Genomic DNA, 23,653 nt, shown 5'->3' with positions numbered 1-23,653 from the left:
CTGTATACAAAGGAGGTGTCTCTGATGGAACGGTATGAAGAATTCAACAAAAGCTTCATCAACGGCGAATGGATCGATGGGCTTAGCGAACGGACATATGATAACTTAAACCCGTATGACAATTCCGTTATTGCAACCATTCGTCTGGCAACGAAAACACAGCTTGCCGAAGCGTTTGACGTCGCCAAACAAGCTCAAAAAGAATGGGCGAACACACCCCCAGAAGAGAAAAAGGAAGTGCTCCGCAAAGCGGCGGAATATTTACGTTCCAATCGGGATGCAATTATGGATATGATCGCCCGCGAAACAGGCGGGAGCATCATTAAGGCGAATGTGGAAGTCGATTTATCGATTGGGCTTGTCGAAGAAGCAATCAACATGGTGGATGAATTGACAAAAGTGAGGGAAATTCCGTCGGAAACGGAAGGAAAAATCAACCGGATTTATCGCCTGCCATTAGGGGTCATCACATCGATTTCTCCCTTTAACTTTCCGATGAATTTGTCGATGAGAACAATCGCCCCAGCAATTGCGTTAGGAAATAGCGTCGTACATAAGCCGGATATCCAAACATGCTTTACAGGCGGCTCCATCATCGCAAGAGCCTTTGAATATGCCGGATTGCCAAAAGGAGTTTTAAACATCATTCTCACCGATATCGATGAAATCGGCGACGACATGTTGACCAATCCGAATTCGCAGCTTATTAGTTTTACTGGTTCGACCGCTGTCGGCAAGCATATCGGAGCGATTGCAGGCGGAATGTTAAAACGCGTCGCGCTAGAGCTTGGCGGTAACAACCCGTTTGTCGTTCTTGCTGATGCCAATGTGGACCGTGCCGTTGACGCAGCAATATTCGGCAAGTTTATCCATCAAGGGCAAATTTGTATGATTATTAACCGCATCATTGTCCATAAAAACCATTATGATGAGTTTGTCGAAAAATTCGTCGAACGGGCGAAAAAACTTCCGTATGGCGACCCGCGCGATCCGAAAACGATCATCGGTCCGCTGATTAACGAAAAACAAATCGAAAAAGCCTTGGCGATCATTGAAGAAGCGAAAAAAGAAGGCGCCAAAGTGGCGCTCGAAGGAAAGCGAATCGGCAACATTTTAACGCCGACTGTATTTGTCGATGTCGATAATAACAGCAAACTGGCACAAACCGAATTGTTCTCCCCAATCGCGACCATTATTAAAGCTGAATCCGATGACGAGGCGATCGCGATGGCGAACGATACCGAATATGGTTTAAGTTCAGCGATTTTCACCGAAGATTTAAGCGAAGGCGAACAATTAGCCTTACAAATTGAAAGCGGTATGACACATATTAACGATCAGACGGTCAATGATAGCCCGACCGTCCCGTTTGGCGGCACAAAAGCGAGCGGAATCGGACGGTTCGGAAACCCGTGGGTTGTGGAAGAGTTTACGATGACAAAATGGGTATCGGTTCAAAAAGAGTATCGCCGCTATCCGTTTTAGTAATCCAAGAAAAAGGGGCCGACCGAAAAGCAGAATTGCTTTCCAATCAGCCCCTTTTAAAATTCGCTTGTATTGGCGTGAATCGTGACTTGTTGGATTTTTACAACTGTTTTTCCCCTTTCACACCATTAATCGAGTAGCTTGCCGTAATGTCGGCATTTAACGAATGGGATACAGAGCAGTACTTCTCTTTAGACAATTGAATGGCGCGGACGACTTTGTCCTCTGGCAAATCCCCTTCTAACACATAATGAATGTGAATATCCGTAAACCGTTTCGGATGATCGTCCGCACGGGTTCCTTCCACTTCCATATAAAACGAACGAACCTCAAGTCGCATTTTTGTCAAGATCGATATAATGTCAATTCCCGTACATCCGGCAAGCCCATGTAAAATCAATTCCATCGGTCTCGCTCCAGAATCTTGCCCCCCTGCTTCTTTGGAGGCATCCATCGGGATTTCCACTCCCGAAGCGCTCATCCCTGTAAATGACATTTGCCCATTCCACGTCACTTTCGCTTTCACTTTTTCTTCCTCCTCTTTTTGCTCCAGCGGTGAAATAAATGATGTTACTATTCAGTTTACTTTGCCAAAAAAATAAATGCAAAAAAAATATCTTTTCGTATACATATTCTATTTTTCTATCTACCGTTTTTTTTCATGCATGATAAAATAAAAACATGCACAAATTTGATGAGTAAAGGGTGTAGGGAGATTGATGGAAAAAGCACTCATTTTGATCGCAGCTTACCTTCTTGGGTCGATTCCGTTTGCGCTCCTTGTTGGAAAAATAGGATACGGAGTCGATATTCGCGAGCATGGAAGCGGAAACCTAGGAGGGACAAATACATTTCGTGTGCTTGGCGTAAAAGCGGGGATTATGGTCACATGCGGAGATATTTTGAAAGGAACATTAGCAGCAAGCTTACCTGTATTATTTTCCGTTCACGTACATCCGCTTTTGGCAGGAGTGTGCGCGGTTCTCGGGCATATCTATCCGATCTTTGCTAAATTTCGCGGCGGAAAAGCGGTTGCTACATCAGCAGGGGTGATGCTGTTTTATTCACCGCTTTTATTCGTTTCCCTTCTTATTGTCTTTTTCATTGTTTTGTATATTTCCAAATATGTTTCATTATCTTCGATGTTAGCCGGGGTATATGCTGTTATTTATACGATCTTCTTTACTGATGATATTCCGCTAATGATCGCAGTATTGTTATTAACGGCGTTTATCTTTTACCGTCACCGCGCGAATATAAAACGCATTATCAACAAAACGGAACCAAAAATCAAATGGTTAGGCGGAAAATAGCACCATCGCGTCATTTTGAAACATCGTTTATCGAACACTTGATCAAGTGTATAATAAAAACAAGCCATTTGATCGGACAGGAAAGGAGTTTGATCATTGAAATTACCAAGCGAATTCATCGAAAAAATGGAGAGGCTGTTAAAAGATGAAGCTTCTCGTTTTTTTTCCACCTATCGGGAAGAAAAAGCAAACGGGTTACGGTTCAATCCGTTGAAAATCGACCGAGAAGCATTTTTAACGATCGTCCCGTTTGCACTTTCCCCCGTTCCGTTTTGCCCTACCGGCTTTTATTATGATGCAGACGAACAACCTGGAAAGCATCCGTATCATGCGGCAGGGCTCTATTATATCCAAGAACCGAGCGCGATGTTTGTGGCTGAGGTGTTAAAACCGAATCCGGGGGAAACGGTTCTTGACCTTTGTGCCGCACCTGGCGGAAAAACGACTCAGCTTGCGGCAATGATGAAAAATCAAGGGCTGATTATCGCCAATGAAATTCATCCGAAACGCGCCAAAGCACTTTCGGTAAATATCGAGCGGTTGGGCGTTACAAACGCGCTTGTTACGAATGAAACACCGGAAAAGCTCGCGAAATATTTCCCTGGGTTTTTTGACAAAATTTTAGTAGACGCTCCATGCTCGGGGGAAGGCATGTTCCGAAAAGACGAGAAAGCCGTTCGATATTGGAGCCAGGCGTACGTCGAACAATGCGCCATCAAACAACAGCATATTTTGCAATACGCCTATGAGATGTTAAAAGAAGGAGGCATTCTCGTTTATTCCACTTGCACGTTTTCTCCCGAAGAAAACGAACAGACAATAGAAGCTTTTTTACAAACATATGATGATCTTGAATTGCTATCGATTGAAAAAGTTCATGGCATTCAGCCAGGAAGACCGGAATGGACGAACACGAACTTGGAGGAAATAGAACGAACGGCCCGGCTATGGCCACATTCGTTAAAAGGAGAAGGCCATTTTGTCGCGAAAATAAAAAAAACAGGCCCCTCTCCTTCATGGAATGGGCGTTATGCCAAATCGAACGTCTCCAAACAAATGATTCGCGATTATCGACAGTTTGAACAGAAAGTGTTACAGATAGAAATCACCAAACCGTTGTATGCTTTTCAACATCATCTTTTCGCCTTGCCTGATCACTGTCCGAATTTCGATGGCCTAAAAGTGGTACGGGTAGGACTGCACTTAGGAGAAGCGAAAAAGCAACGGTTTGAGCCAAACCACGCGCTTGCCTTATCGCTAAAGCCGCAAGAAGTTCGTTACTCCCTTGACTTGTCAAGCGACAGCGTCGAATGTCTAAAATATTTGCGCGGGGAAACGATCCAGACGGGAGAAGACCGCGGCTGGCTGCTTGTGACCGTTGATGGCTATCCGCTCGGCTGGGGAAAAGAAGTAAAAGGTATGCTGAAAAACTTTTATCCGAAAGGATTACGAATGATGTAGAAAAAGGGCGCGCTGATCAGCGGCCCTTATTGTTTTGCCGATGTCGGAATGGTCAACGTGAATACAATTTCATCTTTTGCCAAATCCATTTTCCGGGCGGAAACTTGATAACCGTTGCCGAAACGAATATCGGTGAGCGCCACATAAACGCGGTTTGCCACTGGGTCAATGATCACTTCATCCGGCAGCGGCGCATGTTTTCGCAAATATTTTAAGACATAGGTGACGGGAAGCTCCCACTCTCCCAGTGATATTTCCGGACGTTGCAGCTCCACATTTCCACCTTTAACCACTTTTGGAATAAAGGAAACGACGAGGTCAAGCTCCCGGCCGAATACCGGAAGCTTGCTTGCCACATACACGCGGTCATCAAGCCAGACGCGATATTGCAGCGGATGATCTTTTGTCTTTTTGCGAATATAATCATTGATTACCGTATTCAAATGTTCTTTGTGCGAATATACCGTAAATGTCGCCCCTTTTGCTTTTTTCGGCGGCGGCACCGAAATCGGCTTAGCCGGCTGAAACAGCCACGCCGCAAGCAGCACGACAACGGCAATGTCCAATATCACTAATGCCCAAAACCACTTTTTCCAATTCATTGTTCCGATCTCCTTAGCCACATCTCTTCATGTTTTGTCAGCTCGTCATATACTCGTCTTGCCATTTGTTCATAGCCGATTTCATTCGGATGGAACTGATCGCTGTATAACATATCATCACGGTTGTCAAATAAATCTTTCACGTTTACAAATATTGTACGGTCATAACGTTTTAATACTTCTTTGCTGCCGTTATTCCATAGCTCAATGACATCGTCAATTTCCGGAACATTGGACAGCGAGCTCGAAAATGGATTATACAACCCGATAAGAACAATGGTGGCATGTCGATTGGCGGCGCGAATCGTAGCCAATAAATGATCCAACCGAGCGGCAAACCGTTTTTGCTCTTTAGCAAACAGTTCATATGATAAGTCAAAAAAATGGGAACGGACAATTTTCATCATGTCATTGCCGCCGATCGTAATGAAAATCAAATCAGCTTGTTCTACTGCTTCTATATGTTGATGGACGACGTCGTCAAGCTGGCTAATCCGCAATCCCCGTTTTCCTAAATTGACGACCGTAATCGTCCGCACCCCTTTATGCTGTAATAATTGTTGGCGCAAGCGCGAAATATATCCGCCTTTTTGTTCGCGATCCCCTATTCCTTCCGTTAATGAATCGCCAAGAGCGAGCACGCGGATATCTTTTGGAAAAAAATCATTGGCAACCATACGCGGTGCTAGCTTTATTTGCCGTTCAGGCAAGCTGGCATTGATTGCCTGCTGCGAAGAACAGCCGGCGCAATAGAACAATAATAAAAAAAGCAATCCCCATTTTTTCATGATCTACACCTACCTTATGCCGCAAACAGAGAAAACACGAAAAGGCAAAAATGCGCCTACATTTTTGCCCTTCAGGACGACTGCAAAATTTCGATATGCTCTAAAATCTTTTCATACGGAACATCTTGCACTCCACTATAAGTTTGAACAATGGTACCGTTTTGGTCAACAAGATAAAACTCTGTTCCATGGATCACTTGATCCTCATTTTCCGGTTTTTTTACAATCGTTTTAAAATTTTTCTCGGCAAATTTCTCAATTTCTGGCTGGCTGTATCCTGTAAGCAAATGCCAGTTTGATAAATCACCGTCAAATTTTTTCACATACTCTTTTAACTTTTCCGGTGTATCTACTTCTGGATCCACACTAAATGAGACAAATTCAACATCGAGCCCTTTTTCTTTCGCCTTCTTTTGTAACTTGGCCATATGGGCTGTCATTGGCGGACAAACCGTTTCACAATTTGTAAAAATAAAGTCGGCAACCCATACTTTCCCTTTTAAATCTTTTAAACCAAATGGCTTCCCATTTTGGTCCGTAAACGTAAAACTACTAACTGGCCAGTTTTTGGCATCGGGAATCGTTTTTCCGCAGGCAGCAAGCAGAACGATAGCAAGAAGAAGCAGCATTCTTTTCATCTTTTCGTGCCCCCATCTTCTATTCCATATCTTAGTCGGTATAATACATAAGCCCAACCGCTCCCGCTCCGGTATGAATCGAAATGACCGGTGTCGTCTGAACGATATCAAGGTGCTGATATCCTATCGCCCCGATAATCGATTGTTTCAGCCGTTCCGCTAAAGCGAGCGCATCAGAATGAGCAATCGCCACCCTCCGCACCGTTTTGTTCGCAATATCTGAAATCAATTGATTCGTCAAATATTTAACGGCTTGTGAATAACTGCGCACGTTCGTGATCGGCGTATACATGCCATCGTCCAGCGCGGCGATCGGTTTAATATTTAAAAGCGAACCGACCAGCGCCTTCCCACGGCCAACTCTCCCGCCTTTTACAAGATTTTCGAGCGTATCAAGCATGACGTATAATCGGGTATGACGGCGAACGTTTTGCAGGCGGCTGACAATGTCCGCTACGCTTTTTCCCTCTTTTGCCAATTGCGCCGCTTCCAGCACTTGAAAGCCTAACGCACACGAAATAAACTGGGAGTCGACGACGGTCACGTTCGCTTTGGACATGTTCGCGGCATGCTGGGCGGAGCGGACTGTGCCGCTTAGCTCGCCAGACATATGAATGGAAAGGACTTCGCTTCCATCCTCGCCAAGACGATCGTAGGCGCAAAGAAACTCACCGGCAGAAGGCTGCGAGCTTTTCGGCAGCTCCTTTGCCGCTTTCATTTTTTTCATAAACTCATCAGGCGTAATCGTGACGCGGTCGATCAACGCTTCCCCGTCAATCGTAAAATGAAGCGGGACGACTTCAATTCCGTGTTCCTCGAGCACCTCTTTCGATAAATCCACCGTCGAGTCGGTTACAATTTTTACGTTTTTCATGCATTCACTCCTAAATATAGCTTTCTGTACAATTATATAATGAAATGAGAAAAATTCCTATACAAAACCACCAAAGAAAAAAGAGGCTGTCTCAAAAGGTCGTTAAACCGACCTTTTGGGGACAGCCTCTGTTTCTTTTCTTTACTATTTGGTTATTTATTCCTTTTTTGAAGCAGGAATTTCTCCTTATTTCTGAATTTTATCCTGTTTTTTCTTTGTTGGATCGGTTGTGGCCGCCCACTTTCTCAAATTGTGAGCAGCACAAATAAGCCCCCATTCCAAGGTAATTTTTGGGAGCCCTCTTAACAAAAAGCGCTGAAATTGCTGGTTGTGCTTGATTTGCCCAAACACCGGCTCGTTTTCGATTTGTCGTTTTCGGTACGTCGCCGCCCCTTCTTCCGTGGACAGCCGTTTACGGATCTCTTGCCGTTGTTGTTGATTTTTCAAGGAAACGCGGATGGTTTTCGTGTCTTTGCCTTTGGCGCATGTCGCCTGAAACGGACATCCGGCACAAGCCGTACAACGATACGTCCGTTTGACGGTAACGTACCCGTTGTCGGTCGTTTCCTTCCGTTCATACACAAACACCAACCGTTCCCCTTTAGCGCAAATCCACTCATCCAGCTCCTCATCATACGTCATGTTCTCGATTCGGCCGATCTCCTTCGCCCACGCTTTCGTTTGTTCCCGATCTAACGTGTTGTACTTGATCAGGGCGACTATCTTCTTTTTCTCACAGTACGTGTAGTTCTCCTCACTCCCATAGGCGGAATCCGCAATGGCTTGTTTAGGCATTGGACGCCCATAGGCGGCCAATTGCTCCAAATGCGGAATGAAACATCCGGCATCCCCTGCCCGTTGATGCACGCTAAATCCAGTGATGAATTGGTTCTCTGTCCCAATCTGCACATTGTACCCCGGTTTGAGCTGGCCATTTTTCATATGGTCGTCCTTCATCCGCATAAACGTGGCATCCGGATCCGTTTTCGAAAAACTGTTCCGTTCGCCTAATCTTTCTTTGTATTCTTCATATTTTTTCTTACGGGGGAGAAGATCTTGTTCCAATTGCCGTTTGGCTTTCTTTAACGTACGATTCTTCGGCTCTTTCTTTAGGCGCTCTTCCACTTGTTCGATGACGGCTTCGATCCTTTCGGACGTGATCGGTGAAGCTTCCAGCTTTTCTTGAAAATCCCCCTCTTGTTCCGCCTCTTCATCTTCTTTCGTCACCTGTTCGATCGAGGCAACGATTTTCCGGAATTTCTCCTCCAGTTTCTGATCGTACTTTTCCGTTGATTTGCGCCAAACGAATGTATATCGGTTGGCATTGGCCTCGATTTTCGTTCCATCCAGAAAATAATCCTCTAACTTGACCAACCCTTCTTGACGCAGAAGATCGACAATGGAGAAAAACGTTTCGTAAATGATGTCCTTCATCCGTTCCGACCGAAATCGGTTGATCGTGCGAAAATCCGGTGTTTGATGGCCGGATAGCCACATAAAGTAAATGTTTTCTTTCAACTGCTTGGCGATTTGGCGAGAGGAGTAGATCCGATTGGCGTAGGCATACAGGATGACTTTCAACATCATTTTCGGATGATAGGCTGGACGCCCTCCGCCAGGATAGAGGGAAACGAACAGAGCCGGATCCATTTTTTCCACTGCCAGATCCACAATCCGGCAAAGATGATGTTTGGGAATGAAAATTTCAAGATCCATTGGCAAAATGAGTTGATCTCGGTTATAATAAATGTACATAAGAAAACCGTCCTTTCTTTGGTAGGGTTGTGGTGACTCTATTATACCAAAAGAGGAACGGTTTTCTTCTTTTTTATCCAAAAAAGTGTCCCAAAAGCGAACGCTATGCGAACACTTTTGGGACATCCTCTTGTGAAAGTGTTACGCGTTGTTTTTTAATACATTCGTTTTAAAAATTTGTTCGTACACTGGCCATTTTAATACTTTTTTCAAATATTCGCGAAACGAATACACAGAACGATCATTTGGGGATCGATATACTTTGGCAATAAACGTTTCTAAACGGAGTTGAATCATAAATCGATACGTGTTATCTTCCTCCAATACTGGAATTTCGATAATCTTCACCTTTTGCCCATAAGCGTTTTTGAACTCTAGGCTTTTGAATAACAAAATATCAATCCTCTTTTTTCACCGATTTACTTTTATTATACACCAAACCGGTGAAAAAGTATGTCAGAAATGCGCGAAATCTTTCCGACTTTTTTCGCGCTTTTTTTCTAAATGAGCAAGTGGAATAACTTCGGATCTTTATTCACTTCTTGAAACGGAAAGCCTTTTTTCTTCATCCGTTCAATCAGCGGCGCGTAATCTTCGCGGCGCTTTAGCTCGATGCCGACCAAAGCCGGACCGCTTTCTTTATTGTTTTTCTTTGTGTATTCAAAGCGGGTGATGTCATCGGTCGGTCCTAAGACTTCATCCAAAAACTCGCGCAGTGCGCCGGCGCGCTGTGGAAAATTCACGATAAAATAATGCTGCAGCCCTTCGTAAATCATTGACCGCTCTTTAATTTCCTGCATCCGGTCAATATCATTGTTGCCGCCGCTGATAACGCAGACGACCGTTTTGCCGCGGATTTTCTCTTTGTAAAAGTCGAGCGCCGCAATCGGAAGCGCCCCCGCCGGCTCCGCGACAATCGCGTTTTCATTATATAATTCCAAAATCGTCGTGCATACTTTTCCTTCTGGGACAACAACAATGTCATCAAGGATTTCCTTGCAAAGGGCAAACGTTTTTTCACCAACCGTTTTGACCGCCGCCCCGTCTACAAATTTATCAATTTCCTCTAATGTCACAACACGGCCTTGTTCAAGTGCGGATTTCATCGACGGGGCTCCTGCCGGTTCGACGCCGATAATATTGGTGGCTGGGGAAATGCTCTTGATATATGTACCAAGCCCAGCCATCAATCCGCCGCCACCGATGCTCGCAAACACAAAATCGATCGGTTCTTCGCAGTCATTGAGCACTTCAACGCCGATAGTCCCTTGTCCGGCGATGACATACTCATCATCAAACGGATGAATGAACGTACGGCCTTCTTCTTTCGCACACTTCATGGCCTCGTTAAAGGAGTCATCAAACGTATCGCCTACTAACACAATTTCTACCATATCTTTTCCAAACAGTTGCACTTGCGAGACTTTTTGTCTCGGCGTTGTCGCCGGCATGTATATTTTTCCATGCACACCGAGCGACCGGCATGAATACGCGACCCCTTGCGCATGGTTGCCCGCGCTCGCGCAAATGATCCCTTTTCTCCGTTCTTCCGCGCTTAAATGCTTCATTCGATTGTAAGCGCCGCGAATTTTAAACGAACGGACCACCTGCAAGTCTTCGCGCTTTAAATAGACGTTGCATTCGTATCGTTCCGACAATAGGGGATTTTTTTGCAGCGGAGTATGATAGACAACGTCTTTTAACGTATGATAAGCGATTAAAATGTCTTCCACGTAAACGGTCCCTTGTTTTCGTTTCAGTTGTTGTTCCATACTTTCTTTCCCTTTCTTTCTAAGTTGTTTTTTTTAATTTGTAAATTATATCACAAATTAAAAAAAAGAAAAGGGAATTTTCAAAAAGTTTATAAAAACATTTATGCTTGGCGGCAGCACGATGATGTATTGCTGCATTTTTTTGCATCTAAAAAAAAAGACGACCGTCTTATGTGCGGTCGTCTTTCTCCCGTTCATATTCCTCGGCAAACTCCGTCGCCCATCTCCCTTCGTCATACCAGCGGTACGCCTGTTCCTTTCTCGCTTCTTCAAGAATATGGTTTTCCATAAACAAATGAAAAAATGCTTCAATGGCGCCGATGGCCAGTGTGCAGAAAAAGGAAGCGTATGCCATGTTCATCGTTGGTTCAATGAGCGCATAGCTTGCCAGCCAGATCAGCAAAAACGAGAGCGGAAGATCGGCAATAACAGCGACAAAATTGCCAAAGCGGGGCAAAATCAGCAAATCGCCGACAATATAAGAAGCGAGCGCGGTTCCTGCCGCCATGAACAAAACCAGCAGCAACGGGGCATTAAAAATCGCAAAGATGGAAAGCAGCGCGATGCTCCAGCCAACGAATTTCACCACCAATGGAACGATATGTTTCATCGTATTCCTCCATTTCCACTCATTGTTTACTACTGTTATCGTTCCTTTTTTGCGCTGCTTCTATTCGGTCATAAAGAAAAACGTGTCCCGCCAAACGGCGAAACACGTTAATGTTTGCGTTCATAAATGATAAACGCATAATCATATGGATTTTTTTCATCTTTTATTCCTTTCGTATAGGAAACGAGCTGCCACTCTGACTCATTGAAAGCCGGATAAAACGTATCACCCGGAAAACTCGCCTCAATTTTCGTAATGTAAAGACGGTCGGCAACCGGCAGCGTCGCCCGAAACAGCTCCGCGCCGCCGATGACAAACACTTCATCATCGCATTTTGCGGCAAACTGCTTCACTTCCTCGATCGAGTGCAACACTTTGCATCCTTCCGGTTGAAACGAACGATTGCGAGTGACAATGACATTTTCTCTGCCGGGAAGCGGCCGGCCAATCGATTCAAATGTTTTACGCCCCATCACAATGGCGTGACCCATCGTTACTTTTTTAAAATAAGCTAAATCGGCCGGCAAATGCCATGGCAGGCGGTTGTCTTTGCCGATGACGCGGTTTTGATCCATGGCGACAATGTGCGAAATCATCGTATCTCTCCTTTATACTGCAACCGGCGCTTTAATATGCGGATGAGGATCATAGTCGACAATTTCAAAATCGTCAAATTCGTATTCAAAAATCGATGCCGGCTTCCGCTTGATCACCAGCTTCGGAAGCGGGCGCGGCTCTCTTGTCAGCTGCAGTTTCGCTTGTTCCATATGATTTTTATACAAATGTACATCGCCGCCGCTAAAAATCAATTCGCCGACGTCCAAATCGCACTGCTGGGCGATCATATGCGTCAACAACGCATAGCTGGCAATGTTAAACGGCAAGCCTAAAAACGTATCCACGGAACGCTGCTGCCACATGCAGGAAAGCTTGCCGTCGGCGACATAAAATTGAAACGCGTAATGGCAAGGCGGAAGCTTCATCTCGTCCAGCTCCGCCACATTCCAGGCGCTTACTAATAAGCGTCGGGAATTCGGATTTCGTTTTATTTCTTCAATGACCCAGCTGATTTGATCCACCGTTTTGCCGTCGGCCCCTTTCCACGACCGCCACTGCGCTCCGTAAATCGGACCTAGATCCCCGTTTTCGTCAGCCCACTCATCCCAGATGGTCACGCCGTTTTCCTGCAAATAACGAACGTTCGTATCGCCTTTTAAAAACCATAATAATTCGTAAATAATCGAGCGGATATGTAGCTTCTTAGTTGTTAGCAGCGGAAAGCCCTCTTGCAAATGAAAACGCAGCTGACGGCCGAACACAGATAACGTCCCGACCCCAGTACGGTCGTCTTTTTCTACCCCGTTTTCTAAAATATCTTCTAGCAATTGTAAGTATTGACGCAATGTTCTCACCTCACGCTCTATCATAACATAAAGGAGTCTCATTCAGAAACAGAAAAAAGAGCTCATAAACGAGCTCTTTCGGCCAAATGGCGGATGAACTGATACGTTTTGGGAGCGACAATTTGCAAATGCCTGCGTGTCTCATCATTATAGTAATAATACGCAAACGATTCAGCAAAATATTCTTCCGGATACATAAGAAAATAATAATGATGCGGAAACAGTTTTGCTGCTTCTTCCTGCCAAATCGAACGGAAAGCCGCAGTCTCGTGAATATGATTAAACACGATATAATCGATGGAATGAGCGAACTCGTGCAGTTCCAAATTGACCGAGCCGTGCCCTTTTCCCTTCTCGCTGTGACCGATTCTAACGAGCACTAAATGCGAGCCGCCAAGCCCTGGAACATCATCCCACGTTGCCGAAGAGGACAAATATCCGCGCGGCGTTTTCCCGCGTAAATATCTCGCCGACGGTTCATCGGTAATCTTCCCGTTCAACAGCTGAATGTAAATATGATGATCTGCCGCTTTTTGCAATATGGATGGGTCGATATGGGCCAGCGTATCAATCATTGTTTTCGCCTCTTTATGGGAAAAATTCGTTTCCGGAACAATGACCATTTTTCTTAATATATCGTACGGCATTGTATGTTTTATGCCCATATTGCTGTCATCAAGCAAAACGCCGTGTGCGGCAGGATAAGGGGAAAGTGAAAGAAGCGGAACGATTGCCAGCACCGTTATGATCCAAAAAAGAACCCGTTTCATGAACCTTTCCCCCGCTTCTTTTACTACAAATATGAAAATCTCTTTTTCTATTAAAATTATAACACATACAAAAACAGGGACAAATGCGTAAAATAAGGAAGCGGGATCACCGAGAAACGTTCATAAAACCGATCATGTCCGCCATTGCGGCGGCGTATTTTTATCCCAATAAATTTTTCCCAGTTCATAATGGGCTTGGAAACCGTCATGGTACGTATGGTAATGAAACTGAAACCAATACCCATCTTGCGGCGGGTGTTCGCGTCTGACATGGAAACGGATAATATCCTCCCCGTTATCAACGCGGTAAATATGAAAAATGCGTTCCCCCATCCCGCCTGATGGGTTTTCCGTCACCGCCAAATACTGCAGCTGTTCTTCCGGATATTGCTCGGCAAGCGACGCAATCACTTCCTCGATGCGCGGCAAAATCACATCGCGAAACTCGTCTTCAATAACGGGGGCGATTTTGCGCCCGAACTTTTCGTACGATTGCCGAGCGGCTTTCTCCATCGTCTGCTCGATAAATTGCTGACGGGTAACGGGCAGAGCTTGCGCTGCCGATTCAGCCGCAACGGACGCGGTTTGTGGGCCGCGATCACCTTGTGGCCAATCAGAAGACCGGGCATCATCCGTAGTCGGTTCGTCCGCCGCCATTAAGGAAGACGGCGGGGTAACGAGACCAAACGTACAGGCGGTGATCGCGACAACGAGCGTTTTACGCAGCCATTTTGGTAGCTTCACGCCTCTTCACCTCTCTTTAGTGAAAAATCCCGCTCTGCTTCAGCTTTTCTACCGCCCGCAGCAGCTTGTCTTCTTCTTGCACAAGAGCGATGCGCACATAGCCTTCTCCGCTTGGTCCAAACGCATGGCCAGGCGTGACGACCACACCGGCGCGGTCGATTAACGCATACGCAAAATCAAGCGATGTCCATCCCTCTGGAATTTCCGCCCAAACAAACATCCCTGCTTTCGGTCGATCGACATGCCAGCCGATGGAAGCGAGACCATCTATAAAGCAGTCGCGGCGCGCCTGATACACAGCTCGGCTTTGTTCACAAAAAGAAGCTCCTTTTGTTAATGCCATCACCGCAGCCTTCTGAATCGGCAAAAAAATGCCGTAATCCAAATTCGATTTAAAATTGCTAAACACGCGGATGATTTCTTCATTTCCGCAAATATAGCCGATGCGGCAGCCGGCCATATTGTAGCTTTTCGATAATGAATTGATTTCAATGCCGACTTCTTTTGCTCCAGGCACTGATAAAAAGCTGATCGGCTTTTGACCGTCATAATACAGTTCGCTATAGGCAAAATCGGAAACAACAATAATGTTATATCGTTTAGCAAACTCCACCACTTCGCGGAAAAACGCTTCCGTCGCCAGTGCGGGAACGGGATTGCCTGGAAAATTGATAAACATCATCACCGCTTTTTCCGCAATCTCGTGCGGAATTTCCCGCAAATTTGGCAAGAAATTATTCTCCTTGCGAAGCGGCATGAAATACGGAACCGCTTCCGCCATCGCAATTCCTGCTACATACGCCGGATAGCCGGGATCCGGAACGAGGATGATATCCCCCGGATCGGCAAACGCCATCGGCAAATGAACAAGCCCATCTTGCGAACCGATTGTATACGTAATTTCCGTTTCCGGATAAAGCGTGACACCGTGTGAAGTTTGATAATAATATGCCACCGCTTCATGAAATTCACTTGTTCCTTTTAAGGTATAGCCGTACGCTTGTGGATCGTTGGCATAGCGGCTAAGCGATTCCATGACAAACGGCGGCGGCGGCAAATCAGGGCTGCCGATGCTTAAGTCAATCAAGTCGTCGTTTTCGCTGCGTTTTTGCTGTTTATATGCTGATAATTCGGCAAAAATAGACGCAGAAAAAGCATTCATTCGCATAGCTAGTTTCATGTTCCGATCTCTCCCCCAACTTGCGTCGCGGAAAACCGCTTTCTTTTTCTGTTTGAAATGGTATATACTATGAGTATATGAATAGTGTATCATACTTTATGGAAAGAAACATAGAGGGAAGGGCGGGAGACATCATATGAATACGGTCTTTTTTGCTGCAAGCATTATTACGCTTTTGTATTTTATCTACAGCTGTATTGCCAACGCATAAGAAAAACTCGCAGGATGGCTGCGAGTTTTTCTGTTGTTAATCAATTTTTGTCTTTTTGCGGGCGGAATCGAGCTCATACGCTCCAGTTTCCGTTTGCGTTGTTCCTTGTCCTTTCACGTTTGGCGCACTAACCCCGGTTTTCGACGGATCTTTTTTCCGCTTTGCCACCTTACGTCACCTCCGCTTTTAACGTTCCCTTTCCTCCCTGTTTCTATTCCCTTTCGAAATCTACCATCATCTATATGAAAAAAAGGATGCTAGATAGCATCCTTAATCGCAATACTTTTCAAACGCATTCATAATGTTTTCCATTACAGTTTCCATTGATTGAAATTCAATTTCTTCGCGCGGGATAAAGTGGACGACTTCTTTTCCTTTTAACAGCGCCATTGACGGAGATGAAGGGGCGTAGCCAACAAAATATTCGCGCATTTTCGCCGTCGCTTCTTTATCCTGGCCGGCAAAGACCGTCACTAAATGATCCGGTTTTTTCTCGCTGCGCAATACCGCCTGCGTTGCCGCTGGGCGCGCTAATCCTGCTGCACATCCGCAAACGGAGTTCACAACGACAAAGGTTGTGCCTTCGACATTTTCCATAAATTGTTCCACTTCTTCACTTGTGCGCAGTTCGCGGAATCCGGCGTTCACTAATTCGTCGCGCATCGGCTGCACAAGCTGGCGCATATATTCTTCGTAAGCCATCGACATAACAACAATCCCTCCAAACCATTTTCGCTGTCATCAGAATACTATTTTGTTCCTAAAAAATCAATCAAAATAACTAAAACGAACGTAATTACGTTATGAATAGTGCAAACATTTCACATAAAATTTTTGCCATAGACAAAGACGTAAAAAGAAAAGGTGTTATCGTATGCAGCGAGCCTTTTCGATTTTTATCATGTTTTACTATTGGCCCTTTCTTCTGCTTTCCGTCATCTGTTTCCAAACCGATCCTTTCGCTTCCTCGCCGCCTTCAATGCGCTCAATTGCCATTTTCACTTGCATGCTTACTTCAAATTCTGGATCGTTTTCCGCCGCTTTTAACGCCGGCAATGCCGATTCATCACCGACTTCATATAAAAACATGGCAGCGCGCCAGCGAACGAGCTTGCTTGGATCTTTCAGTGCCTCTATCATCACCGGAATCGCTTCCGGATCGCCGATATCAGACAAACAGTCGCCCGCGGTGCGGCGGACGGACACCGACTTATCTTTTAGCGCTTCATACAAATACGGCAACACTTTTTTGCCGCCGATCATTCCTAAATACGCGGTCGCCAAGCGGCGAATCGCCACCTTTTCGTCTTTCAGCGCTTTCGCCAGCACCGGAATATCGTCTTCTGTCGGCTCTGCCATTTGTTCTAGCGCCGCATACCGTTTCCGCCAATCCGGATCATCGAGCATTTCTTTCGTTACTTTCATGTTCGGTCGTTTTTGCGCTGTTTTTTCTTGCTCGCCGCGGCGGAACATTTGCACGATCCGCTCTAACCGCTCCGGCGGATAGGCGGCGGAAAGCTCTTCAACAATTTCGTTTCCAATTTCTTCGAACGTGCCGTAGCGAACTCCTCTTTCCACCCACTTCCGCTCGAGCACCACATTACCCGCATATTTTTGCGCTTCAAGCACCGCATCGACAAACGGCTTCGGCAGTCCGACGCGGTGCTCGCGCTCTCCGTCCGTCAATTTCACCTGCATTGGCAGCCCGTAAAGCATTTGCACATATACTTTTACTTCGCCAAAATGTTCGTTTGGCTTTTTAGCCGTCTCTTGCTCGCTTTCTACATCTTCACCGAACACTTCACGAACTTTTGTCAAAATTCCTTTCCAATCGTATTTGGGATTGCGCTCAATCGCCAAAAAGTCAGCGACATGGTAAATCCCTTTAACGCCTTCGATTTTCATCAGCTCTTGGATCAGAGGCGGCGCCGTATCGACATTGTCCGGCTTATAGTTATGGCTCGTGCCAAACGGCAGCTCCTCATCTAAGAGCACTTTCATCGTATTCGGACTTGGCGTCGGTTCAATCGATTTAATTTTCATTTCTATTTCCTCCTTTGCTTATGACGACTCGATAAGCTCCGACAGCTCGGCCCACCGCTCTAACAGCGCATCAAGCTCGTCAGAAAGCGTTTCGTATTGCTCGGCAAGCTGCTGAACTTTTTCATAGTCGCTCGCACAGTTTTCCATTTCTTTGGCCACCCGCTGCAATTCTTCTTCCAGTTTGGCTATATTGGTTTCAATTTCTTCCCATTCTTTTTGTTCTTTGTACGTCAGCCGGCGCTTCGTCTGTTTTCTTGTCAGCTTCGTTTCTTTTGCGGCTTGCTTTTCTCGTTTTGGCGGCAGTCGCCGCTGTTCCTCCAAGTATTCGGAATATTCGCCGATATACGTACGGATGTTGCCGTTCCCATCTAAAATCAAAAGCTGTTCGGCGACTTTATCTAAAAAGTAGCGGTCGTGGGAAACGGTTATCACCACACCTGGAAACGACTGCAAATAATCTTCAAGAACCGTTAACGTTTGCGTATCCAAATCGTTTGTCGGCTCATCGAGCAATAGCACGTTTGGCCCGCTCATCAACAAGCGCAACAAATATAAGCGGCGCTTTTCCCCGCCGGACAGCTTGCGAATCAGCGTTCCATGCATATGCATCGGAAACAAAAACTGCTCGAGCAACTGCGCGGCGGAGATCGTCTCTCCATCGACGGTGCGTATTGCCTCGCCCGCTTCGCGAATATATTCGATGACCCGTTTTTGTTCGTCCATTTCCACCTGTTCTTGTGTATAATAAGCGATTTTCACGGTCGGGCCAATTTCCACTTCTCCTTCCTTCGGCCGCAGCCGACCGGCGATGATGTTGAGCAAAGTCGATTTGCCGCTGCCGTTCGGCCCGACAATGCCAATGCGGTCACCCGGTTTGACAAGCAGGTCAAAGGAATGAAAAAGCGGCTTGCCGCCGAACGAATGGCTGATTCGCTTCAGCTCGACTACTTTTTTGCCAAGCCGGCTGCCGCCCAGCTTCATCTCAAGCTGTCCGCTTTTTTCCGTCGCAAGCGACGCTTCGAGCTGGGCAAACCGTTGCAAACGTGCCTTTTGCTTCGTCGTCCGCGCTTTGGCGCCACGTTTGACCCATTCGAGCTCACGAAGGTACAGCTGACGCTGCTTTTGCCTAGCAGTGCGCTCTTGTTCTTCGCGAAGGGCTTTCGCTTCCAAAAACGCCGCATAATTTCCAACATACGTATATAGCTTGCCGCCTTCTAGCTCAAAGATGCGGTTCGTGACGCGGTCCAAAAAGTAGCGGTCGTGCGTGACAAACAATACCGCCCCTTGATAGCGCACCAAATATTCCTCGAGCCAGCGAATCGCCTCGTCATCAAGGTGGTTCGTCGGCTCATCAAGCACAAGCAGATCGGGCGCTTCAATTAAAGCCTGTGCCAGCGCGACACGCCGCTTTTGTCCGCCGGAAAGCTCGCCGATTCGCTTCGTCATGTCTGGAATACCCAGCTTTGTTAAAATCGCTTTGGCGTTGGCATTGGCATCCCACGCATTTTGCGCATCCATTTGCTGTGAGAGGGCATACAAGCGCGCTTGACGCTTTTCATCAAGCGGATGCTCGGCGAGCGCAGCGAGCGCCAGCTCATAATCGCGCAACAGGCGAATCAGCGGCGTATCGCGCTGAAATACTTGCTCTAGCACAGTCAAATCAGGGCGAAGTTCCGGCTGCTGCGGCAAATAGCCGATCGTGAAATCTTTTGGATAGGCAATATTTCCTTCATCCGGCGCGTCCACACCGGCAATGATGCGCAATAATGTCGATTTTCCGGCGCCATTGACGCCGATGATGCCGATGCGCTCCCCTTCTTTCACTGTAAAAGACAATTGCTGAAACAGCGTTTTTTCTCCGTAGTTTTTCGAAATCCCTTCTACTGTTAACATTTTCATGACCATCATCCCACTCTCGCTTCGGTTTCTTCGGGCGCGGAATGGGCGGAGCGTGATATCCCGCTTGTGCACCGCTAGGAAAAACCATAACTGCTTTTCTATTTCCAAATGTGCCGAATCGCCATCGCTTACCGCTTCCGCTTTCTTCCGCTATGGACAAAAAACCGTCTTCCGCAGTGGAAAGACAGTTTTTCTCCTTTTTTATAACAGTTTTTCAATTTCGCTTTTTAACTCGCTCGGCCGCGTCTGCGAAGCAAAACGGGCGACCACATTTCCGTTTCGATCAACCAAAAACTTCGTAAAGTTCCATTTAATTACCTTTGTTCCCAGCACACCTGAGGCTTTTTCCTTTAAATACTGGAAAAGCGGATGGGCGTTTTCGCCATTGACATCGACTTTGGCAAACATCGGAAAGGTAACCCCGTAATTGACTTGGCAAAATTGTTCAATCTCTTCTTCCGTGCCCGGCTCTTGATGGCCAAATTGATTGCACGGAAAGCCGAGAACGACAAAACCGCGATCACGGTATTGCTCATACAGCTCCTGCAGCTCTTTATATTGCGGGGTAAAGCCGCATTTGCTTGCCGTATTGACAATCAGCAATACTTTCCCTTTATAATCCGCTAATGACTGTTCTTTGCCGCGAATCGTTTTCACGGTAAAATCGTATACACTCACCCCACTTCACCTCACTTCCCATCATAATGGATTTTCCTCCCTTTTTCCACTTCCGCGCTCTTTACTTGTCAGAAAACTTCTGCAATTGTTCGAGCGAAGCGATCATGTACGGGATCATTTCCTCTAGGTCGGCGACATTATCTTCATAAATCAAACGGCCGAATTCGATCGTTGCCTCATTGCGATAGCTAGGTGTTTCATGAAGAAACTCATGGCTTAACGTTTGCCGGATGGTGCGCTCCTTTCCCCAAACTTGGCGCAACACCCTCTCTATATGTAAACATGCCGCTGTTTGCCGAATCGGTAACGAAAACGTAATGGAAAGCGTACAGCCCGGTCGAATCGTCTGCCGAAGCAGCTCTTTGGCAATCTGCTCTAAATCCATTTCCAAGCGGATCGTGCAAGATACATGCGGTGTATGATCCGACGCCAAGCCAAAAGTAATGGTATACGTTCGTGAAAAATGAGCTAAATCGACCAGGTCATGCCGGTCAATGACTACAATCTCTCCCTCTAAATCCAAATCGTACACTGCACCTTCGAGCACCGTCTTTAAATTGTCAAACGCTGTTGGATCAAACATCTCATCTCTCCTTTAGAATAGCCCGACTGCATTTCCTTTTTTATCAACATCCATGCGTAGCGCCGCCGGCTGCTTCGGCAAGCCTGGCATCGTCATCACATCTCCTGTCAATGCAGCGAGAAACCCCGCGCCAATCGACGGTTTAAATTCGCGCACCGTAATCGTAAAATCTGTCGGCCTGCCTAGTTTTGCCGGATCATCAGAAAGCGAATATTGCGTTTTCGCCACGCAGATCGGAAGCTTGTCCCAGCCAAATTCCATAAACTGTTTTATTTGTTTTTGTGCTTTGGAAGAAAATTCGACATCTTTCGCCCCGTACACGATTTGGGTGATTTTACGGATTTTCTCCGGAATCGGTTCGTTAACGTCATATAAAGGGGAGAAATGATTCTCTTCGCTTTCGATCGCATGGAGAACTTTTTCCGCTAAATCGAGGCCGCCTTCTCCACCTTTTGCCCACACTTCCGTTAACGATACAGGATATCCATTCATATCGCAAAAATCCGTAAGCGCTTTTATTTCACGAGCTGTATCTGTCGTAAAACGGTTAATGGCAATCACAAACGGCAAACCAAACGCTTGCACCGTTTCAATGTGTTAAGGAAAGTTTTGCTTTGTAGCGTCCGTATGGCTCCCATTCGTCTTCTTGAAGACCTAAGCTTTCGGCAATGTCTTGAATGTGCTCCAGCTTCGCCTGTTGTGCGATTTCCAAGTTGGTCGCCTGATTCGCCATTATTGCCATCCTCTGTTCCCCCATTGATTGTAATAAACGTAAACATATACATTTTACCATTGATACAAATTGAAAAAAAATTCGTTGAATAAAATTTGTAATGTTTTTATAATTAAGTTATTTAAAACATTGAAAGAATGGAGGGTGAGACTGTTGCCAATCAACATTCCAAAAGATTTGCCAGCCAAAGAAATACTCGAACAAGAAAACATTTTCGTCATGGATGAGGAGCGGGCCTATTCGCAAGACATTCGTCCGTTAAATATAGTGATTTTAAATTTAATGCCGGAAAAAGAAAAAGCGGAAACACAGTTATTGCGCCTTCTTGGCAATTCGCCGCTGCAAGTGAACGTCACTTTTTTGCGCCCAGCTACCCATGAACCGAAAACGACAAGCAAACATCACTTGGAGCAGTTTTATACGATCTTTCCGCATATCCGCCACCGCAAGTTTGACGGAATGATCATTACCGGCGCTCCGGTCGAACAAATGCCGTTTGAAGAAGTCACATATTGGAAAGAGCTGACGGAAATTATGGAATGGACGAAAACAAACGTTACTTCCACTTTACATATTTGCTGGGGAGCGCAGGCCGGCCTTTATTATCATTACGGCATTCCAAAATACCGGCTGCCGCAAAAATGTTTTGGCGTTTTCAAACATTCGCTGGAAAAGAAAAATGTCAAACTATTGCGCGGGTTTGACGATGTCTTCCGCATGCCGCATTCGCGCCATACCGACGTTAAACGCGAAGATATTGAAAAAGTGCCGGAGCTGACGATTTTATCCGTTGCCGAAAAAGCCGGCGTATGTTTAGTCGCATCCAATAACGGAAAGCAAATCTTTTTAACCGGCCACCCAGAATACGACGCCACGACATTAAAAGAGGAATATGAACGCGATTTGGCCAAAGGCTTGCCGATTCACATTCCGGAATCGTATTTTCCAGACGACGATCCGACGAAACAGCCCCTCAACACTTGGCGCTCGCATGCCAATTTATTGTTTGTCAACTGGCTGAACTATTATGTCTATCAGGAAACACCGTATGAATGGGAATAAGTATTTTTAGGGATTTCGTAGTCGTTGGTGGCCGGAAAAATCACATCAAATCAACACTTTTGTGTCATGGCCATATTGGTTTGTCGGGTGTGGTTGTGATAAATACGTGGTCAACATACGGTCGTGCCCGCCCTCATCACCTCCAAACAAAAGAGGCTGGCTTCAAAAGGTCGATTCAGCGGCCTTTTGAGCCAGCCTCATTTCAGCTTACGATTTCAAAGATCTGCTTCAAATAAATATCCCACATTGCAATTCAAGGATTAATTTACATTAAATTACAATTATTTAATAATACTTATTTTGAATTTGTTGCCATCATCAAAACCAATAAAATAATTCCCCTCAATGGCACCTATCCAGTTTCTATCAAAACAATCTTTTATATCTTCTACTATTTTCATTAAAAGTTCTCTTTTATTCTTGACTCCATATACATCCAAACTGTAACCACTCATCTCAATTCCTTTTGGTTTCGCGCTAACAAACGTATTATTCAACATTTTGAATTCGCCATCTTTATAACCTATAATACCGTTATCCGACTTGATGCAAGCTAAATTGTATTTGAAGAGTATATCAGCTAACTCTTTTATAAATACTGAACTCATCTGCATCCCAATCCCCCCGCAATCGCATAAATAATTTCATCCCGCCCCGCATGGCTTGGCGTTTACTTAATTTGTCAGCTAGTCCATCCCATGTATACCGTCTTGTCCAATCCCATAATCGAATCAGCCTTTGATACCTTTCCGGCAATTGTGTATATACCCGTTCGTTCGATGGCGTTGGCCCTTTCCTCTAACGGTGCTAACCGCTTATGTGCCGCCAATCGTACAGCGATGGATTCTGTCGGCTTCCCTAGAAGAGAATCGCGGCCGCCACCTATGTTTTCATCGACTCCCTCTCGACAAAACATGATACTATTTCGAATCATTTGTATCTCTTTCAACGTATCGTGATAGCAATACAATTCTGCTTCGATATGTTGGAACGCAGCTTTTTAAGCTTCATTGCTACCGCCATTTCCAATCACCCTTCGACATTATATA

At 45.7% G+C, this 23,653-nt stretch carries 26 protein-coding genes and 2 pseudogenes; 4 read left to right on the top strand and 24 right to left on the bottom strand.

Translation table 11 applies throughout. The features are described 5' to 3' along the window. The first annotated feature begins 24 nt into the window (after window positions 1–24). Window positions 25–1,485, top strand: coding sequence for an aldehyde dehydrogenase family protein (locus tag BV455_RS18495; RefSeq protein ID WP_218687533.1), 1,461 nt, complete (start codon window positions 25–27; stop codon window positions 1,483–1,485). 100 nt (window positions 1,486–1,585) lie between these two features. Here BV455_RS18495 and BV455_RS18490 read toward each other — a convergent pair whose 3' ends face one another. Continuing rightward, window positions 1,586–2,011, bottom strand: a complete 426-nt coding sequence (locus tag BV455_RS18490) for an OsmC family protein (protein ID WP_017434136.1) — start codon at window positions 2,009–2,011, stop codon at window positions 1,586–1,588. A 193-nt stretch (window positions 2,012–2,204) separates the two neighbouring features. Between BV455_RS18490 and plsY the strand changes: the two genes are divergently transcribed. Together plsY and BV455_RS18480 are read left to right on the top strand one after the other, a co-directional pair. Then, a complete protein-coding gene (plsY, locus tag BV455_RS18485; RefSeq protein WP_017434137.1) occupies window positions 2,205–2,798 on the top strand; it encodes a glycerol-3-phosphate 1-O-acyltransferase PlsY in 594 nt (197 codons plus the stop codon). 96 nt (window positions 2,799–2,894) lie between these two features. After that, the gene (locus tag BV455_RS18480; protein WP_042407960.1) at window positions 2,895–4,259 is read left to right on the top strand and encodes an RsmF rRNA methyltransferase first C-terminal domain-containing protein; all 1,365 of its coding nucleotides are present in this window, start codon (window positions 2,895–2,897) and stop codon (window positions 4,257–4,259) included. Window positions 4,260–4,285: 26 nt separating this feature from the next. On the opposite strand, the gene BV455_RS18475 is transcribed toward BV455_RS18480, so the two are convergent. The 21 genes and pseudogenes from BV455_RS18475 to BV455_RS18375 form a co-directional block, all read right to left on the bottom strand. After that, the gene (locus BV455_RS18475; RefSeq protein WP_017434139.1) at window positions 4,286–4,861 is read right to left on the bottom strand and encodes a YpmS family protein; all 576 of its coding nucleotides are present in this window, start codon (window positions 4,859–4,861) and stop codon (window positions 4,286–4,288) included. Next, window positions 4,858–5,649, bottom strand: a complete 792-nt coding sequence (locus BV455_RS18470; RefSeq protein WP_042407957.1) for an SGNH/GDSL hydrolase family protein — start codon at window positions 5,647–5,649, stop codon at window positions 4,858–4,860. Before BV455_RS18470 ends, BV455_RS18475 begins: the two co-directional genes overlap by 4 nt. Window positions 5,650–5,720: 71 nt before the next feature. Continuing rightward, window positions 5,721–6,287, bottom strand: a complete 567-nt coding sequence (locus BV455_RS18465) for an SCO family protein (RefSeq protein ID WP_042407956.1) — start codon at window positions 6,285–6,287, stop codon at window positions 5,721–5,723. A gap of 31 nt (window positions 6,288–6,318) precedes the next feature. Continuing rightward, window positions 6,319–7,161, bottom strand: coding sequence for a DegV family protein (locus BV455_RS18460; protein ID WP_017434142.1), 843 nt, complete (start codon window positions 7,159–7,161; stop codon window positions 6,319–6,321). Between the two features lie 186 nt (window positions 7,162–7,347). Continuing rightward, window positions 7,348–8,916: an IS1182 family transposase gene (locus BV455_RS18455; protein ID WP_218687463.1), complete on the bottom strand. Its 1,569-nt coding sequence runs from the start codon at window positions 8,914–8,916 to the stop codon at window positions 7,348–7,350. Window positions 8,917–9,057: 141 nt separating this feature from the next. Then, window positions 9,058–9,309 (bottom strand): YpmP family protein, encoded by a 252-nt coding sequence (locus tag BV455_RS18450; protein ID WP_042407952.1) that lies wholly within the window; start codon window positions 9,307–9,309, stop codon window positions 9,058–9,060. 107 nt (window positions 9,310–9,416) lie between these two features. Next, window positions 9,417–10,688 (bottom strand): threonine ammonia-lyase IlvA, encoded by a 1,272-nt coding sequence (gene ilvA, locus BV455_RS18445; RefSeq protein ID WP_218687532.1) that lies wholly within the window; start codon window positions 10,686–10,688, stop codon window positions 9,417–9,419. A gap of 169 nt (window positions 10,689–10,857) precedes the next feature. Next, complete coding sequence (locus BV455_RS18440) at window positions 10,858–11,298, bottom strand: YndM family protein (protein WP_017434145.1); 441 nt, start codon at window positions 11,296–11,298, stop codon at window positions 10,858–10,860. Window positions 11,299–11,405: 107 nt separating this feature from the next. Further along, complete coding sequence (locus BV455_RS18435) at window positions 11,406–11,894, bottom strand: dihydrofolate reductase (RefSeq protein WP_042407947.1); 489 nt, start codon at window positions 11,892–11,894, stop codon at window positions 11,406–11,408. A gap of 12 nt (window positions 11,895–11,906) precedes the next feature. Then, window positions 11,907–12,701 (bottom strand): thymidylate synthase, encoded by a 795-nt coding sequence (gene thyA / locus BV455_RS18430; protein WP_017434147.1) that lies wholly within the window; start codon window positions 12,699–12,701, stop codon window positions 11,907–11,909. 62 nt (window positions 12,702–12,763) lie between these two features. Beyond that, window positions 12,764–13,471: an anthrax toxin lethal factor-related metalloendopeptidase gene (locus tag BV455_RS18425; protein WP_017434148.1), complete on the bottom strand. Its 708-nt coding sequence runs from the start codon at window positions 13,469–13,471 to the stop codon at window positions 12,764–12,766. 132 nt (window positions 13,472–13,603) lie between these two features. Beyond that, window positions 13,604–14,215: a YpjP family protein gene (locus BV455_RS18420; RefSeq protein WP_017434149.1), complete on the bottom strand. Its 612-nt coding sequence runs from the start codon at window positions 14,213–14,215 to the stop codon at window positions 13,604–13,606. 16 nt (window positions 14,216–14,231) lie between these two features. Then, window positions 14,232–15,395, bottom strand: a complete 1,164-nt coding sequence (locus tag BV455_RS18415) for an LL-diaminopimelate aminotransferase (RefSeq protein ID WP_017434150.1) — start codon at window positions 15,393–15,395, stop codon at window positions 14,232–14,234. A 247-nt stretch (window positions 15,396–15,642) separates the two neighbouring features. Further along, window positions 15,643–15,774: a YuzL family protein gene (locus BV455_RS18410; protein WP_017434151.1), complete on the bottom strand. Its 132-nt coding sequence runs from the start codon at window positions 15,772–15,774 to the stop codon at window positions 15,643–15,645. A 102-nt stretch (window positions 15,775–15,876) separates the two neighbouring features. Further along, complete coding sequence (locus BV455_RS18405) at window positions 15,877–16,314, bottom strand: BrxA/BrxB family bacilliredoxin (RefSeq protein ID WP_017434152.1); 438 nt, start codon at window positions 16,312–16,314, stop codon at window positions 15,877–15,879. A 201-nt stretch (window positions 16,315–16,515) separates the two neighbouring features. Beyond that, the gene (locus BV455_RS18400) at window positions 16,516–17,649 is read right to left on the bottom strand and encodes a conserved virulence factor C family protein (protein ID WP_042407945.1); all 1,134 of its coding nucleotides are present in this window, start codon (window positions 17,647–17,649) and stop codon (window positions 16,516–16,518) included. Between the two features lie 18 nt (window positions 17,650–17,667). After that, on the bottom strand, window positions 17,668–19,548 hold the full coding sequence (locus BV455_RS18395) for an ABC-F family ATP-binding cassette domain-containing protein (protein WP_218687531.1): 1,881 nt from the start codon (window positions 19,546–19,548) through the stop codon (window positions 17,668–17,670). Between the two features lie 201 nt (window positions 19,549–19,749). Then, window positions 19,750–20,226 carry a glutathione peroxidase gene (locus tag BV455_RS18390; RefSeq protein ID WP_017434155.1) on the bottom strand — a complete coding sequence of 159 codons (477 nt, stop codon included), beginning with the start codon at window positions 20,224–20,226 and terminating at the stop codon, window positions 19,750–19,752. 61 nt (window positions 20,227–20,287) lie between these two features. Then, window positions 20,288–20,809, bottom strand: a complete 522-nt coding sequence (locus BV455_RS18385) for a hypothetical protein (protein WP_042407942.1) — start codon at window positions 20,807–20,809, stop codon at window positions 20,288–20,290. A gap of 12 nt (window positions 20,810–20,821) precedes the next feature. Beyond that, window positions 20,822–21,406: pseudogene (locus BV455_RS18380) on the bottom strand (formate--tetrahydrofolate ligase); the annotation flags it as partial. After that, entirely contained in the window at window positions 21,399–21,542 is a 144-nt protein-coding gene (locus tag BV455_RS18375; protein ID WP_223845386.1) for a formate--tetrahydrofolate ligase, read from the bottom strand. The pseudogene BV455_RS18380 and the gene BV455_RS18375, both read right to left, overlap by 8 nt. A gap of 153 nt (window positions 21,543–21,695) precedes the next feature. Here BV455_RS18375 and metA point away from each other — a divergent pair, with 153 nt between their 5' ends. Then, a complete protein-coding gene (gene metA, locus BV455_RS18370) occupies window positions 21,696–22,604 on the top strand; it encodes a homoserine O-acetyltransferase MetA (protein ID WP_081160219.1) in 909 nt (302 codons plus the stop codon). Window positions 22,605–22,885: 281 nt separating this feature from the next. On the opposite strand, the gene BV455_RS18365 is transcribed toward metA, so the two are convergent. Beyond that, the gene (locus BV455_RS18365; RefSeq protein ID WP_042407938.1) at window positions 22,886–23,218 is read right to left on the bottom strand and encodes a hypothetical protein; all 333 of its coding nucleotides are present in this window, start codon (window positions 23,216–23,218) and stop codon (window positions 22,886–22,888) included. Window positions 23,219–23,286: 68 nt separating this feature from the next. Beyond that, window positions 23,287–23,592, bottom strand: a pseudogene (locus tag BV455_RS18360) (hypothetical protein); the annotation flags it as partial. Window positions 23,593–23,653: the final 61 nt, after the last annotated feature.

It is taken from the genome of Parageobacillus caldoxylosilyticus (genome assembly GCF_019272935.1).
Classification (GTDB): domain Bacteria; phylum Bacillota; class Bacilli; order Bacillales; family Anoxybacillaceae; genus Saccharococcus; species Saccharococcus caldoxylosilyticus.
The sequence above is the reverse complement of the archived record's forward strand: the minus strand, read 5'-3'. Positions and strand labels throughout refer to the sequence as shown.